This window comes from Aequoribacter sp., from assembly GCF_965659035.1.
GTDB lineage: Bacteria > Pseudomonadota > Gammaproteobacteria > Pseudomonadales > Halieaceae > Aequoribacter.
In genome coordinates this window covers 1-14,816 of sequence record NZ_CBFHWH010000049.1, presented here as the reverse complement: position 1 = coordinate 14,816, position 14,816 = coordinate 1, and the positions used below count along the sequence as shown (strand labels likewise).

Annotated in this window: 11 protein-coding genes; 7 read left to right on the top strand and 4 right to left on the bottom strand. The window is 52.1% G+C overall.

Going from position 1 to position 14,816, the window contains the following annotated elements; translation table 11 throughout:
• The first annotated feature begins 117 nt into the window (after window positions 1-117).
• The 5 genes from ACTF5Z_RS08215 (at window position 118) to ACTF5Z_RS08195 (ending at window position 4,088) form a co-directional block, all read left to right on the top strand.
• Window positions 118-1,839, top strand: coding sequence for an SLC13 family permease (locus ACTF5Z_RS08215; protein ID WP_438985217.1), 1,722 nt, complete (start codon window positions 118-120; stop codon window positions 1,837-1,839).
• A gap of 127 nt (window positions 1,840-1,966) precedes the next feature.
• Entirely contained in the window at window positions 1,967-2,737 is a 771-nt protein-coding gene (locus ACTF5Z_RS08210) for a hypothetical protein (RefSeq protein ID WP_438985216.1), read from the top strand.
• 60 nt (window positions 2,738-2,797) lie between these two features.
• Entirely contained in the window at window positions 2,798-3,250 is a 453-nt protein-coding gene (locus tag ACTF5Z_RS08205; protein ID WP_438985215.1) for a hypothetical protein, read from the top strand.
• A 56-nt stretch (window positions 3,251-3,306) separates the two neighbouring features.
• Complete coding sequence (locus ACTF5Z_RS08200; RefSeq protein WP_438985214.1) at window positions 3,307-3,549, top strand: hypothetical protein; 243 nt, start codon at window positions 3,307-3,309, stop codon at window positions 3,547-3,549.
• Window positions 3,550-3,557: 8 nt separating this feature from the next.
• The gene (locus ACTF5Z_RS08195; RefSeq protein ID WP_438985213.1) at window positions 3,558-4,088 is read left to right on the top strand and encodes a C39 family peptidase; all 531 of its coding nucleotides are present in this window, start codon (window positions 3,558-3,560) and stop codon (window positions 4,086-4,088) included.
• 19 nt (window positions 4,089-4,107) lie between these two features.
• On the opposite strand, the gene ACTF5Z_RS08190 is transcribed toward ACTF5Z_RS08195, so the two are convergent.
• Genes ACTF5Z_RS08190 through mnmC form a run of 3 tightly spaced genes read right to left on the bottom strand, consistent with a single transcriptional unit; the run spans window position 4,108 to window position 9,819 of the window.
• Window positions 4,108-7,035: an insulinase family protein gene (locus ACTF5Z_RS08190; protein ID WP_438985212.1), complete on the bottom strand. Its 2,928-nt coding sequence runs from the start codon at window positions 7,033-7,035 to the stop codon at window positions 4,108-4,110.
• 37 nt (window positions 7,036-7,072) lie between these two features.
• The gene (locus tag ACTF5Z_RS08185) at window positions 7,073-7,861 is read right to left on the bottom strand and encodes a glutaminyl-peptide cyclotransferase (protein ID WP_438985211.1); all 789 of its coding nucleotides are present in this window, start codon (window positions 7,859-7,861) and stop codon (window positions 7,073-7,075) included.
• The gene (mnmC, locus tag ACTF5Z_RS08180) at window positions 7,858-9,819 is read right to left on the bottom strand and encodes a bifunctional tRNA (5-methylaminomethyl-2-thiouridine)(34)-methyltransferase MnmD/FAD-dependent 5-carboxymethylaminomethyl-2-thiouridine(34) oxidoreductase MnmC (protein WP_438985210.1); all 1,962 of its coding nucleotides are present in this window, start codon (window positions 9,817-9,819) and stop codon (window positions 7,858-7,860) included. Before mnmC ends, ACTF5Z_RS08185 begins: the two co-directional genes overlap by 4 nt.
• A gap of 88 nt (window positions 9,820-9,907) precedes the next feature.
• On the opposite strand from mnmC, the gene ACTF5Z_RS08175 reads away from it, so the two are divergent.
• Window positions 9,908-10,411: a hypothetical protein gene (locus ACTF5Z_RS08175; RefSeq protein WP_438985209.1), complete on the top strand. Its 504-nt coding sequence runs from the start codon at window positions 9,908-9,910 to the stop codon at window positions 10,409-10,411.
• A 48-nt stretch (window positions 10,412-10,459) separates the two neighbouring features.
• On the opposite strand, the gene ACTF5Z_RS08170 is transcribed toward ACTF5Z_RS08175, so the two are convergent.
• Window positions 10,460-10,933: a MaoC family dehydratase gene (locus ACTF5Z_RS08170; RefSeq protein WP_423850042.1), complete on the bottom strand. Its 474-nt coding sequence runs from the start codon at window positions 10,931-10,933 to the stop codon at window positions 10,460-10,462.
• A gap of 145 nt (window positions 10,934-11,078) precedes the next feature.
• Here ACTF5Z_RS08170 and hrpA point away from each other — a divergent pair, with 145 nt between their 5' ends.
• The gene (hrpA, locus tag ACTF5Z_RS08165; RefSeq protein ID WP_438985208.1) at window positions 11,079-14,804 is read left to right on the top strand and encodes an ATP-dependent RNA helicase HrpA; all 3,726 of its coding nucleotides are present in this window, start codon (window positions 11,079-11,081) and stop codon (window positions 14,802-14,804) included.
• Window positions 14,805-14,816: the final 12 nt, after the last annotated feature.

Sequence of the window (14,816 nt, the reverse complement as noted above, 5' to 3'; positions counted from 1 at the left end):
TTCGTTTGACAGTTGGCGGTTTTAGGCTTTTGTATCCACATTATGCTTATCAATAGGCGCTGGCTCTAGCTATCTAAGTTGTTTACCATAGCCTGGTAATCCTCAGGGGGCGGCTGTGTGAGTGCCTATTTTGTAGTCGTAGTCATTGTGGGCCTAATCGCGGCTCTCGTAGCGACGCGCGTGTCGGCCGTTAAAGTCTTCGCGGGCGCCCTTGGGGTATTGTATTTCACGGGCTTTATCAGCACTGAGCAGGTGCTGGATAAGGCCACAAATATAGGTGTTGTAACCCTGCTGGCACTACTATTGGTGTCGTTGGGCCTTGAAAAGCTGAACGTCTTAACGAGCTTATCGAATCGTCTACTCCACTCAAACCTACCACTATCGATCATGCGTTTGGGCGCTGTGGCCGCGCTGAGTTCGGCATTTTTAAACAACACAGCCGTTGTGGCCACGCTGGCCGGAGGGGTCCAGCGCAATAAGGTTCATCGTCCCTCAAAGCTGCTAATTGTGTTGTCTTACAGTGCCATTATGGGCGGCACTATGACCTTGATTGGTACCTCGACGAATCTCATCGTGAATAGTTTTTTGTTGGATTCGGGTGTCTCTGGCTTCCATTTGTTTGATTTCTTTCCTATTGGTGCGATCGCGACCTTAGCGGGTTTGCTGACCCTCGCGATTTTTGCAAGAACCTTGCCAGATCACACAGTGGGCGATAAAGCCATTACCGATTATTTACTTGAAGCGGAAGTCATCGAAGGGTCGAGCTTGATCGGAAAATCTGTGGCCGACAACGGATTACGTGATTTGAATGGCTTGTTTTTGGTCGAGATTGTACGCGATGGTCAATTGATTACGCCTGTGACTCCGAGGCAAGTCTTGCAGGCGTCCGATAAACTGATTTTTTCGGGCGATGTAACGCGCTTGCATGTGTTAGATGAGTTCGATGGGCTGCGATCTTTTGCAATGGAAGAGGGTTTGCTACGTTCCAACTTGACCGAGGTCATCGTATTACCGGGCGCCACGGTAGAAGGGCGCACGATAAAAGCGTCAGGCTTTCGAAGCTTATTCGATGCCGCTGTTGTTGGTGTAAGTCGAGGTGGTCTGCCGTTGTCGGGTAAGCTGGGTGATATTGTGCTGCGAGCGGGTGACAGCCTGATCTTGGCGGTTGGGCCCGATTTTCGACGTCGCAATAATTTGCGCCGAAACTTTGTGATAGTCGATTCGAAAATTGATAGCGGCAGGGTAAGTAGCACCCAAAGTTCGGGGATGTTGCTAGGGCTTGGACTGGTCGTCACTGGGGCGGCGCTGGGTTACTTTGAGTTGGTTTCAGGCTTGGCCTTGCTGCTGACCTTTATGTTAGCGATTGGCTCGGTGTCTGTTCGAGAACTCAGACGGCGCTTTCCTTTTGAGTTGTGGTTAATTATCACTTCTGCGCTGTGTGTGTCGCAGGCACTAGCTGATACGGGGTTGATAGGCCAACTGTTGTCTGGGGCAGAGGGGAGCTTGGGTACGCTGAATCCAATGTATGCGCTTGTCGCGGTTTACTTGTTTACCTTACTCATGACCGAATTGATGACCAATACCGCCGCGGCCGCTTTGATGTTTCCCTTAGCGGCTTCGTTTGCTGCCGCCCTCCAAGTTGACATATTACCGTTTGCCGCCGCTGTGGCCTTTGGCGCAAGCGCCAGTTTCTTGACGCCCTTTGGCTACACCACCAATCTGATGGTGCAGAATATGGGAGGGTATCGTCTCGGTGATTATCTGCGAATTGGAGCGCCAGTATCTGTCGTATACACCGCGGTAGCACTGACCTTGATTCCGCTGGTCTTCCCATTCTAACTCTTTGGTATCTTGTTGCCTGCGGTGACTTTTGAGCGGCAAAGATAGTTTCTGACGAAATCGGCAGGCGCATTTCTGCAAGGAAGGTTTCACACTAAACCCAACACTTTAAAGCCAAGGAGGGCGTGTGTTGCGTTTACTAATTTTACTAGGCCTGCTTGGAGCGGCTGGTTGGAGTCACGCAGACGAGAAACCGCGCGCGGTATTGTCTATCGAAGATCTGCTGATCGCGCCCAAGCAATTTACTTTAAGTCCGCGTTTCAGTTTCAGCACGGATCAGCTGAGTCGTGCTGGTGTGTCTGCACGCACCTACAGCAACAGTTTGAACGTGAACTATGGTCTTAACAAGAACATCGCACTCAGCTGGCAGTACTCAAGCCAGCGATCGGTGCAAAACGAGGCCCATTTTGGTGCCAGTACACAAGCCCTAGGCCTGCGCTGGCGTATTCCAACGCAAGGCGCTTGGCAGTGGAATGTCTCGGCGTATCGAGAAATTCACGCCTCGCACACTCTGTCTGGGCTGGAGTGGGCTCGTCCCGCTTCCAATATCAGTATCCAAACCTATCGGTTTATCGATCCCTTGGTTCTCTCTACTAGCCTTAGCTATCACACCGCAAGTCGGTGGCGTGTTGGGGGGGACTTGAGTCCTCAATCGAAATACATGCAATGGAATGTGGCGATGGACTTCGCTGTGAACCGCTTGGTGGGCTTGTATACCGCGTACCAAATGTCGGTTGCGGTGACTGGTCACTCCGGTGAGCCCTCTGTTCGGCAGCGACTGAATTTAGGTGGATCTTATCGAATAAGCGGTGATACATCGGTGGCCCTAACCTTGGGCTTTGGGCTTGCCGAAGCGTCCCCCGCAACCTTATCTGTTCAGGGGCGCTATAGGTTTTAGCCTTCTGCAGATCACGCCAGCATGAGGCTGGGTAACTTTCAAAGGAATGAGGAAATATGTATGAAAAAATTAGTAACGAAATCGCTTGGCGCGGTCTTGCTCAGTGCTTGTGTGGGTACAGTCACCGCGGCGCCAATTCCTGCCGATGATGTCAGTGCGCTGTTCGGTACGGATTTACAAAACCCGAATGTAGCGCCACTGTCACAAGTCACCATGCAAGAAACCAAGGGCGAGTTTATGCAATTGTTTGGTTTTGTCTTGGCTGCGGCGGCTGTTGACTTGGCGTTCACGGCAGTCATGTGGGGTAGTTACATCGATGTTGCGGCAAAAGAAGGTGCTGTAGGTGAAGACGATGTTATTATCCAAGATTCGGCAGGTGCTGAAGAAATTTTAGGCACAAGTGGGCCCAGCGCGCCCACCACCGATGTGACAAAAACCCAGGACAATTACACGAATCCTATCGAAGATATGAAATCTTGTGACACGTTTTGCGTGGAAACTCACGGTATATGAGTTAGCATTAGACAGGCACCTTCGGGTGCCTTTGCTTATAAAACGAGGAGTGAGAAATGAAAAAAGTTGCTATTGGACCTTCGCGTGTTAGCTTTCTTGGGGTGGTCACCTTGGTGTGGGCTTTGTGCATGATGCCAGGTTTGGCGTGGGTTGTTTGGAGTAGTGTCGGCGTGGGTGCTGAGCAAAGTCTGGCGCCTCAAATGCAGTATTTACTGTTTTGGTTTGTGGCAAGTCTGGTCTACGGTGTTGTTATTGCAAGCCTGGTTTGGTTTGACGGCCGCTTGCTGTCTGAGGAATAGGTTCATCTATGCCCAAACTGATTGCCGCGTTGACTTTGAGTCTTATGTGCTCGCAGGTCCTCGCTTTGACGAGCTGGGTTGAGCAGCGAGATCAGGGCGTCGTGAAACAACAGCGCGACTACTCTTGCGGTGCGGCAGCTGTGGCGACCTTGCTGACCTATCATTGGGGGCGAGAGGTCAGCGAATCCGATGTTCTGAACGCCTGGTTAGCGCAATTCAGCCAAGCAGAACTCAGTTTGCAGACTTTCGTGGATGAGGGCTTTAGTCTGTGGCACATCGCCGTGATGGGAGCGCCATTAGGGTATGACGCTCAGGGGTTACAGGTGCCTATAGCATCCTTGGCCGCATTAAAACAACCTTTGTTGATCTACGTAGAACCCTTCGGGCAGCCGCACTTTACGCTGGTAACAGAAGGTTCGGAGCGGGGCGTTTGGCTGTCGGATCCGTCGTGGGGGCGAGTCCACGTCGGTTTTTCGGAGTTGCGGGACTGGGTGGATGGTGAGGTCGTAAAGGCCCTCTGGTTAAAGCCTGCCGCCTGAGGCGGCGGGCGACGCGTCCTTATATTTTGTTGAGCTGAAGCCCGAGTTCCGAGATTAACGTTGCCTCTTTGCTGTCTGTGCCTTTGGGTGCAATCACTGCAATCAAAGCGTCGGCAGGCGCTAGGTACTGCTGTGCGACGCGCAGTATGTCATCGCGTGTGCAGTTCAGAACAGCGCGGCGGAAGGCTTCTTTGTCAGCGTGACTGCGCTCAAATAACCGGTTGTGAAAATGTTGTTTGCAGGCGCCAGCTGGCGATGCCGGTTTGTCCAAAGCGGCAATGACACCCAATACTGACTCATCGAGCGCTTCGTCACTGAATGTGTTGGACAGCAACCATGTAATTGACGCATCGAAGTCGTTTAACGTTTCCGCGAAACGAGGATCTCGGTACGAATAGAACCGAAAGACGCCGGTCCCGCCATCTTGCGAGGCACCGCCGCCGTAGGCGCCACCTTGTTCGCGTATGGCTCGGTGTAAAAAGCCATTACGCAGCAGGCCACCTAGTACGGTAAGTGCAGGTGCATCGGGGTGGTCTGAGCTGACCGTCGCGTAGGCTTTGGCGCAAAAATATACCTGTGTATCCGCAAGCCAAAGTTGTTTGGTGCTTGCGGCGTCAAAGGGCGATGATTGTAGCGGGGTTATCGCCTGAGGTTTACCCAGTTGGGCGTGGGGAGCTGATGCCAGCAGTGAATCCAAGGCCTGCTCTTCACCAATCAGCAGACTTTGCCATTCGCCAGTGCGCACGTTTTGGTGCAGTTTAGTCAGCTCATGTGCAAAGGCTTCGAGATCATTATTGCTGTCTAAGCGTTTGTTTAACTCTTTTAGGTAGGCAATGGCGGGCAGTCCGCCAAGGCTGTCTTGTACCGTTGCGAGCGGAGTATGCACGGCCGCTGCGGCACTCATGGCCAGGCTGTGTCCGTTGCCGGTAATCGCGTTCACGCGTCGTTGCGTTCTTTGGCTGACCAGTTCGCGCAAGCGCTTTAGCTCATCAAAACGCGGTGAATTCAGGGTATCTTGTAATAACTCGAGCTGTTGCTCGCCTTTGTCAATCAGCGCTTTTGATGATAACGCGAAGTAGCCGTCGAGCGTGTCAGCCTGAGTTTTACTGCCGCGAATCATAGCGTGTGCGTGAATGCCGCCAACCGCAGCAGACTGACGTTTTTGAACGTCTAAATAGGATTGTGCGCCAAGGCCGACTTCCGTTAAAAAATCCGCATACAAAGGCAGTAGCTGCAGCTCCTGCGCGTTTAGTTGGGCCAGACGAGCGACGACTTCTCGATAAATTAAGCCATTAGTCCCAGCGGGATATAAGGTGTACGCCGCGTCCTCGCCAACTCTGTAGGTCGGTTCGTGTAGGTGTTCGGCGACGTCATTTTTTGTCACCTTGGGCAATATTGAACTGTCATCTTGTGAGTTTTGCCTCTCTTGCAGCGCCTCGCTTTGCTTCACCAAAGCCCGCAAATCGTCCTCTGACAGGGTATTTTTTACAGCTTGGAGTTTGTCTTTCTCGGCTTGGATCTTCGCTGCTGACAATTCGGTATCTGGCTTCAATACCAATGTGACGCGGTGCTTGTTATGGAGCAAGCGTTCGCGAATAAGATTTTGGACGTAGCCAGGGGACTTTATGTTTTCTTTGAGTTGCGCCAAGGCAGGTTCAAGATTCAGTACTTTTACTGGGTCAGCATAATGTGTAGCGGCACTGAGACCCTGCAGTATCAAATTCAGGCCATAGGGCATGCCGTCGCCGGTGATTTCGCGCTGATGCAACTCAAGCTGATGCAACACGGCTTCGATGTCCTCGTCGCTGAATCCGGCGTTGGCGCATTCCTCAAGCACGCCTAAAATCAGTTGTTCGGCGGCCTCTAGATGCTCTGGCTCGCTTCCGGCGATACCACAACAAAAAACCATTTCGCGCATAGAGTCTTCCAGGCCGCAAAGCGGCGAGGGAGAGTTCCCGAGGCTGCTGGTTTCGAGCTTCGCCATGAGTGGTGAAGCGCTATTTTCGAGCAATAAATTCGTGATGAGATGAGCTTCGAGTTGGGCCATTAGGTCTTGGCTCTCACCCAGTTTCCAGCCCATAACAATGTGTGTTTTGCCACTGAGATCGTCTGAGTCATCTAAGCAATAAGAATGTTCGACGCGTTTGGCCTGTTCAAAGGGTGTTGCCAGTTCAACCTCGATACGAGCGTCGGAGCGATCGAAGCGGTGCAAGGCCCACTCTTCAAAGCGCTGCTGGTGATAATCGGCTGGCATGTTGCCAAAGGTCATAAAAATCGCATTGCTGGGGTGGTAATGGGTTTGGTAGAAGGCCTTAAGCTGATCGTAGGTCAAATCGGTGATGCACTCAGGGTCTCCGCCGCTGTTGTAGTGATAGGTGTTATCGAATAACTCGCCAGATAGCGTTTGCCACAGCGTACTATTCACCGAACTCATGGCGCCCTTCATCTCGTTAAAGACCACACCTTTGTACACTAGGTCCGAGTTCAGGTCCTCGCTATCTTCAAGCTCTATTCGGTGGCCTTCTTGCGCGAAATCCAAAGGGTCGAGATTTGAGAAAAATACCGCATCGAGATATACCTGAAGCAGGTTTTCGAAGTCTTTGGGCGTTTGACTGGCAAAGGGGTAGGCGGTCCAATCTGAGCTGGTAAACGCGTTCATAAAGGTGTTTAGCGAACGCCGCAACATCATAAAGAACGGGTCGCGCACTGGATATTTCTCGCTACCACACAGGGCGGTGTGCTCTAGGATGTGAGCCACGCCAGTCGAGTCTTGTGGGACTGTTCGAAGTGCCACGAGAAAGACATTCTCATCATTATTGCTCGCTAAATGGTAGTGCTCGGCGCCTGTGACTTTGTGGCGGAAATGCCCCACGGTGATATCCAGCGAGGGTATGTGCTGGGTGTTAAGATGTTCAAAGCTTTCGTAGTGGGGTAGTGCCTGCGTCATTGAGTTCTCCTTTAAGCGCGGCCAAAGTATAGCGTTATTAGGGCTCCGTAGGGAGGAACTTGGGGCGTTCAGGCAGAATTTCAAGTTGATAGCGCCAGGGCCAGCGTTTTCCTGTAAACCAGACACTATCTTTCGTGGGGTCATAGCCAATACCATTTAACACATCGGTGTTGGGCAAGCGCTCTTTCCTAGGTAGCAATCCTTCAAGGTTTAGTGATGCTACCACCTCTCCCGATTGCGGGTTGATTACAACAACACGATCTTCGTACCAGATATTGGCCCACACCAGTCCGTCGATATACTCGAGTTCGTTCAGGCGTTTGATGCGGCGACCCTCTTCGGTCACCGTGATACTGCGAATGGGCTTAATACCCTCTGGGGTATAGAATGTGAGGGAATCACTGCCGTTGCTAATAATGAGATTAGTCCCATCGTTGGTGATTCCCCAGGCTTCCCCAATAATCCGAAACTGCTCAATCACCTGCAGCGTTTCTCGATCTCGGACGAAGCCAGTGCCAGAGCGCCAGGTCAATTGATAAAGTACATTCCCCAGCACGGTGACGCCTTCGCCGAAATATCGAGCGGGTAAGGACTCTTGTACTATCGTATTGCCAGTGCTTGGGTTGATCTTGGCGACATACGAACTCCCGTAGCCACCCGTGCCCAAATAGAGATGGGATTGGTCAAAGGCTAAACCTTGAACAAAAGCGTCACGGTCTTGGCTTTGCTTGTCAACAATTTGGAATGAAAGCTGTGTTACGGGTTGCGCAATGGTTATGTATGGCGCAAAAAATAACAGAACCCAAAAGCGTAGGATGAGTTTCATGAGCGCTTTTTCAACTGGCGAATGCCGAATCGCGCCGGCGATAGAGCTCTGATGAGCTCGTTGGCAAGTGGCAAGGGCTCTTGATTTAGCAATGACGCCAAGAGCTCGCCGGCCAATGGTCCATAAGTCAGGCCTCTTGAGCCAAGACCGGTCAGTACAAATATCCCCGGTTGCATTGGACAGGCCTCGGGGATGATTCTCTTGCCATCAAATTGAAGAGACTGATAAAGATCTTGCATGGCATCGTTATTGGGCACTGGGCCTACGATTGGAAGGTAATCAGGCGTTGTGCATCGAAATGCAACGCGATGCCCCAAAACTTGCCTATCTTTGATTGCTAGGAAGGCATCGAGTTTTGCCAAATTCTCTTGGTCACTGGAGGAGCGAGGGCTCGTGTCTGCATCATCTAAATCAAAGGTGGCTCCGATGCAGTGTTGTCCGCCGACCGCGGGTGCAATGTAACCCTCATTGCATAAAGCTGATTTAATTGTGTTGATCGCCGGTATTTGTGTGGTTTGGCCTCGAATCGCTTTGGTGGGCAATAGTGTGTTGGTAATCAAATCTTTGGTGCCGGTGCCCGCTGCAAACACAACGCAATCGGCAATTACATTGTGCGAGTTACATTTGAGGTGCAGGCCCGAATCGGTCGAGGCGAGGCTTTCGAATCCGTCTTTGATCAGTTCGATGTTGGGGTGCGAGAGCAGGGCTTGGCATAATGGCTTTGGCGCTATCCACCCCGATTGAGGGAAGTGCAGCATGGGTTGCGATAGCGCAAGCCCCGAAATGTTTCGCGCTTCATGCTCATCGACGATGCGAGCGAGATTGGGCAACTTATGTATGTTCAGTGCGAGTTCTGAGTCTGTGTCTCGCGGGAAGGTGTGTAGCATACCGCATAGACTGGCATCGACACCCTCTTGCAGCACCTTGTGCGACAGCAGATCACGGTACAGTTGCGTGGCGTAGCGAAAAGCGAGCACGCCAAAATCTCCTAAAGGAGCATGACGTTTTGGGATACGGCAGTAAACAACGCCTTGTGCATTACCCGATGCCTGGGTTGCAATGCCCTCAGGGTCGATAACGCTGACCTTGATACCCCGGTTTGCGAGTGCGTAGGCTGCAAAACCGCCAGCAAGTCCTGCGCCAATAACCGCGACATGCTCAGGCCTGGCGCTTGCGGTCGAACTCTTGTGCCAAGGTGTTGCGTTAATCTTGAAGTGCTTGCTGTCGCGATGCTTTACCGCGAATAGCTGTTCGCGCTTGCGACCGAACCCCGTTTTCTTGTGGATGTTGAACCCTCTTTCACGCAGGGGTGTTTTGACCTTGCCCGCAACGCTAAATGTTGACGCAGTGCACCCCTTGGGCGAGCAATGCGCAATATTATCTAAGACTTGATCCGACCACATGGATGAGTTTTTGCTGGGTGCGAAACCATCGAGGTACCAAGCGTCGACCCTCAGGTCTTGCTCGGCCCAGCGTGTGGTCGCCCACGCTACATCACCAAACCACAAATCCAGGGTAATGTTGCCGTCCAAAAACGCCAGCCTGTGGGTGCCAGGGATGGCGTCGGGGTATCGCGCTAAAAGGCTGTGTTTTATGTCGTTAAGCTCTGGCCAGTGAGACAAGGCACGATCTAAATCGGTCGCTTTCATGGGAAAGCCCTCAACCGAGATAAAATGAAGCTTGGGCTTTGGTTCGGGAGCCGCACACCAAGCTTGCACAGTGACGCAAAAATTTAGTCCGGACCCAAACCCTAGCTCGCCGATCACAAACCGGTCGCATGTTGACTGGCTCCAGCGTGACGGTATGTCATTTCCGAGCAAATATACGTGACGTGCCTCCGCTAGGCCTTGCCCCGGATTAAAGTAGATGTCGTCGAAGTTTCTTGAAATGGGGGTGTCATCTTTCCAGTCAATTTCGGCGCTGGGTAAGGCTTGCCATAGCGGACTTGAATGTGACACTCAGTAATCCCTTAATTTTTGTTGGTTGGTTCTAGCCATCATGCTTTTGGCTCGATAAACTCTCGCGGATATCTACAAGGTGGCTATTATGGCGCAATCAAACGCAACAATCTCGAATAAACAGTTTATAACGATGTCGGTGAATCTGATTCACAAGGCATTAATCGAACCCACTAGGACTCACTCAAAAAATCTCTATAAGAGTTTATTAGCAGGTGAACGGCGCGCGGTCACAACGGTGAAAATGGAAGATGGATCCACCGTGCGATTCGATATCGCCATAGATACCAGAGAATATCGCGGAAAATTAAATTACTCGATGTTTCGCGACGGCGTAACCTTGCTGTTGGCAAACTTTGTCGAAACTATGAAGTCTGAGAAAGAGCCAGCGATTTTTCGGGCCGAGGGCGAAGAGCACAAGATGTTGTTTGGTGTCACTGCGCCGAGCATTCAGGGTGAGGTTTTAAACGTAATGGCATTATCCGCAGAGGTCTCGCCTTCATCAGCGGAGATCTTGCTGAAACTACTGTACTTGCCGCCCGACCAGTTTGTGCAAAATGCCGATACCAGTGCGGGTGTGCTGGGAGCTTAATATGCTCCCATGTTTGCCAGATAGTTCGGTCAATGGGCGCGCGCGATTTTAACCCAAGGTGATTTTAGGTAGGTCTGGAATCGATAGGCTTTGTTCCTCGGTTGGGACTAGGACATTGGCTTGCCCCTCTACAACCGTTACGCCTTCTTGATTGGTAACCACGCAATCGAGTGTTGCTCGAGGTTTGCTTGGGTGTTTGTCTGCAACCGTTAGGGTGACCGTGACGGTATCGCCAATTTTGACTGGGCGCTTGAACGCCAGCGATTGTCCCAGGTAGATGGTGCCAGGTCCTGGCATTTGCATCGCGATTGCGGCAGAGATAATGGCACCTGTTAACATCCCGTGCGCGATCTGCTCTCCAAACTGGGTGGTCGCAGCGTAGTCAGCGTCTAAGTGAACAGGGTTGGCGTCTCCAGAGAGCACCGCGAAAAGCTGAATGTCTTGTTCAGTCACCGTCTTGCTGTATTCGGTGGATAGCCCCAAATCCAGTTTCGAGAACGGAATGTTAGTGATTGTAGCCATAGTTTGAATTCCTATTTCGTCGGTTCCGTAGGATAACGTTCTGGAGGATTGAGGTCGACTCGCATTCGCCGTTGCGCTGGGATTTCTTGTTCGGGTCGATTACCATTCGCGCTTTGTCTTCTTCTAATCGAGTCTTACTCTTCTTATGTCGGCCCCCGCACTACACTTCGAATTTCCGCTCAGCTTGCCGATTAATGAACGCAAAGCCGACATCGAGCATCTGATTCAATCGAATCAGGTCGTTATCATCGCGGGTGAAACGGGCTCAGGAAAAACCACTCAGCTTCCTAAAATGTTGCTGTCTATGGGGCGAGGTGAGTCAGGTTTAATTGGTCATACTCAGCCACGTCGCCTCGCGGCGCGCTCTGTTGCGGCAAGGATTAGCAGTGAGCTCGGGTGCGAGTTGGGCAGCGCAGTAGGATACCAAGTGCGCTTTACTGATCAGGTCACTAACCAAACTCGACTCAAGTTGATGACCGATGGTATTTTACTGGCCGAGATTCAGCATGATCGACTCTTAAAACGATACGATACCTTGATCATCGACGAGGCCCACGAGCGCAGCCTCAATATCGATTTCTTGCTGGGGTATTTGCGCCGGTTGCTGCCCAAACGGCCTGACTTGAAGGTCATCATCACCTCCGCGACCATCGATGTTGAGCGCTTCTCCGAATATTTTAATGGGGCCCCCATTATCGAGGTGGAAGGTCGAACTTACCCGGTGGAAGTGCAGTATGCGCCGAGCGCAGACGATGGCATTGAGTTGACCGATCAGGTGGTCGATCAGTTGGGTCTGATAGACCAAGGTCACTACGGCAAGCGCGGAGATGTTTTGGTGTTTTTGCCGGGTGAGCGAGAGATTCGCGATGTCGCCAAGGCCTTGAAAGGCAGCGAACAGTACGATGTGTTACCACTGTATGCGCGTTTAAGTGCCAGCGAACAAAACCGCGTGTTCCAGACGGCGTCTCGGCGAGGCATTCGGGTCGTCTTGTCGACCAATGTCGCTGAAACTTCTTTGACTGTCCCGGGAATACGCTATGTGATCGATTCGGGTTTGGCGCGTATCAGTCGCTACAGCTATCGCAGTAAATTACAGCGGCTCCCCATCGAGCCAATATCCCAAGCCAGCGCGAATCAGCGCAAAGGGCGCTGTGGACGTGTAGCTGAGGGTGTCTGTATTCGTTTGTACGACGAGGCGGATTTCCAGGCACGGTCTGAGTTCACGGATCCAGAGATAAAGCGTACAAACCTCGCTCAAGTAATTCTGCAGATGCGTCTGTTGCGCTTAGGGGATGTCGCGCGATTCCCCTTCATAGAGCCCCCTGATCCAAGATTAATTCGCGATGGCTTTCGTTTGCTGGAAGAATTGGGTGCGGTTGATAAAAAACAGGATCTCACCCCGTTGGGCTATCAACTTGCGCGTTTGCCGCTGGATCCTCGGCTTGGGCGTATGCTCGTGGCGGCCACGGACAGAGGCGTGCTCGCCGAAGTTTTGCTCATTGTCAGTGCTTTGGCCGTGCAAGATCCTAGAGAGCGCCCAGGTGACAAGCGCGAGCAGTCCGATACGGCTCACCGGCGATTTGAAGACGATCGCTCGGACTTTTTGGCGTGGATCAATACCTGGCGCTATCTCGAGACCCAGCGAGAAGAGCTCAGCGGCAACCAGTTTAAAAAACTCTGTCAGAAAGAGTTTTTTAATTATTTGCGGGTCAGGGAATGGCGCGATACCCACCGTCAACTGTTATTAGCTTGCAAAGCGAATCAATGGCGCGTTGGGCCAATTCCCGACGAACTGGATTACGAAGCGATACATCGAAGCCTGCTCACGGGCTTACTGGGGTTTATCGCAACGCATCACGAGGGCCCAGAGTACGAGGGTGCCCGACAGCAAAAATTGCGTATTTTTCCGGCATCGACTCTGCACAAAAAACGGCAAAAATGGCTTATGGCCGCGGAGATTGTCGAGACCAGCCAAGTCTATGCAAGAACCTGTGCGGCAATAGAGCCCGAGTGGGCTTTAGATATCAACCCCGGTTTACTAAAGCACCACTACTACGAGCCGCGTTGGCAGATGCGCTCGGGGCGCGTCATGGCTTACCAGCGTGTCTCATTGTATGGCCTAACCCTCGTGGACAAGCAAAGCATCCATTTTGGGCCGATAGATCCGGCTGCTGCTCGCGAGGTGTTCATTCGCGATGCTCTGGTGGCTCAGCGACTGAAACCCGCTCCGAACTTTATGCGCCACAATGCGCGTCTCATGACCGAGGTATTAGAGCTTGAGGACAAGACGCGACGGCGCGATTTGGTGGCGACTGAAGACTCGTTGTCCGAATTTTACAGCGATCGACTGCCCGATGCTGTCTACAGCGGTGCAACCTTAGGTAAGGCGTTAAAGCGGGATGGGGCGCTTAACGATCGGCTCAAGTTCAGTCGCAGCCAACTCTTGGTCAATACGCTGACAGATAGTGATGTCGCGCAGTTTCCCGATACTTGGGAATGGTGCGAGTTGAAGTTGCGTTTGAGGTATCAGTTTGAACCCGGCAAGCAGCGCGATGGTGTCACCTTAATTGTGCCGCTCGCTCTGGTAAACCGTTTGCCGCGTTACCTTCCCGAATGGCTGGTGCCTGGTATGCTGCAAGATAAGTTGATCAGCTTAGTGAAAACGCTACCCAAACGCCTTCGCAAGCAGTTGGTTCCAGTTCCAGACAAGGTTGCCGCTGCGATGAAGGTAATGCAACCCGCGGATGAGCCACTCCTTCAAGCGCTAGCCCAAGCCCTGAGAAAAACCTCCGGTGTTGCCATAAACCCCGACGATTTTTCGGAAGAATCCCTCGAAGCCTACTATCAAATGAATATTCAGATTTTGGATGATCAGGGTCACATACACGCCGAAGGGCGAGATTTGCGAATCTTGGTCGAAAGTCTGAGATCGACTGAGCACGCCGAACAGACAAAGGTCGGGCCTGCGTTTGAGAAGTCGGGTGGCCACACGCAGTGGAATTTTGAAGACGTAGCACCTCAAGTTCAATTTAAACAAGCAGGTACCTTAGTTACCAGCTTTCCGGCCCTGAAAGACAGCGGTGACAGTGTCAGTATTGAGCTATTCGATTATCCCGAAACGGCCGAGGTGGCCCATCGTTTGGGGCTTTTGCGGTTAGCAAAAACAAGCGATAGGGGCATGGTGCGCGACCTGCAGCGGCATGCTTTTCGGTCGTCTGAAGCGCAGAAAGCTTTGCTCAGTAGTGGCGTCGAGCGGGGGATATTGTTAGACGCTATGATATCGATGGCATTGTTGCCTAGCCTGAGAAAACCGTCTGGAGAGCTGCTGCGTACCAAGGCTGAATTTCAAACTGCGGTGGCCGATAACAAGCGCGCCATTATTGATCGAACCCAGCGGTACGAGAAGTTTTTGCTGCAGGCTGCGACACACTTGGGCGAAGCGAGAACCACACTCGCGAAGTTGCCGTCTCACAGTGAGCTCAAAGCCTCAGAACGTGACGCGCGCCAGCACCTCGAGCGTCTTTTAGCGATAGAGCATTGGTTGGATTGGCCTGAGGCGATGTTTGAGCAATTACCGCGTTACGCTAAGGGTTTGGCTTGGCGGCTAGGGCGTCTGCAGTCACAGTTGCCGAAGGACCAGAGGTCTGTGCAAACTCTAGAGCCGCTAGAGCAGCAATGGCGAGAAATAATAGAAAAGCGGCCCTCTCTGGCGGTGGTGTGCGAACCCGTGTGCGCGTATCATTGGATGTTAGAAGAGTTTCGCGTGTCGTTATTCGCGCAGCAGTTGGGTACTAGGATGCCGGTTTCAGAGAAGCGTCTGACCCAACAGTGGGATAAAGTAAAGCAATGGGTTATCGAAAATCCATTGTAAGCGCCCCTCAGG

What these genes read in the sequence shown, in the direction of transcription:
- ACTF5Z_RS08205 (WP_438985215.1), top strand. Translation starts at nt 2,798, where the DNA reads ATGAAAAAATTAGTAACGAAATCGCTTGGCGCGGTCTTGCTCAGTGCT.
- ACTF5Z_RS08200 (WP_438985214.1), top strand. Translation starts at nt 3,307, where the DNA reads ATGAAAAAAGTTGCTATTGGACCTTCGCGTGTTAGCTTTCTTGGGGTG.
- ACTF5Z_RS08195 (WP_438985213.1), top strand. Translation starts at nt 3,558, where the DNA reads ATGCCCAAACTGATTGCCGCGTTGACTTTGAGTCTTATGTGCTCGCAG.
- ACTF5Z_RS08190 (WP_438985212.1), bottom strand. Translation starts at nt 7,035, where the DNA reads ATGACGCAGGCACTACCCCACTACGAAAGCTTTGAACATCTTAACACC.
- ACTF5Z_RS08185 (WP_438985211.1), bottom strand. Translation starts at nt 7,861, where the DNA reads ATGAAACTCATCCTACGCTTTTGGGTTCTGTTATTTTTTGCGCCATAC.
- ACTF5Z_RS08175 (WP_438985209.1), top strand. Translation starts at nt 9,908, where the DNA reads ATGGCGCAATCAAACGCAACAATCTCGAATAAACAGTTTATAACGATG.
- ACTF5Z_RS08170 (WP_423850042.1), bottom strand. Translation starts at nt 10,933, where the DNA reads ATGGCTACAATCACTAACATTCCGTTCTCGAAACTGGATTTGGGGCTA.
- hrpA (WP_438985208.1), top strand. Translation starts at nt 11,079, where the DNA reads ATGTCGGCCCCCGCACTACACTTCGAATTTCCGCTCAGCTTGCCGATT.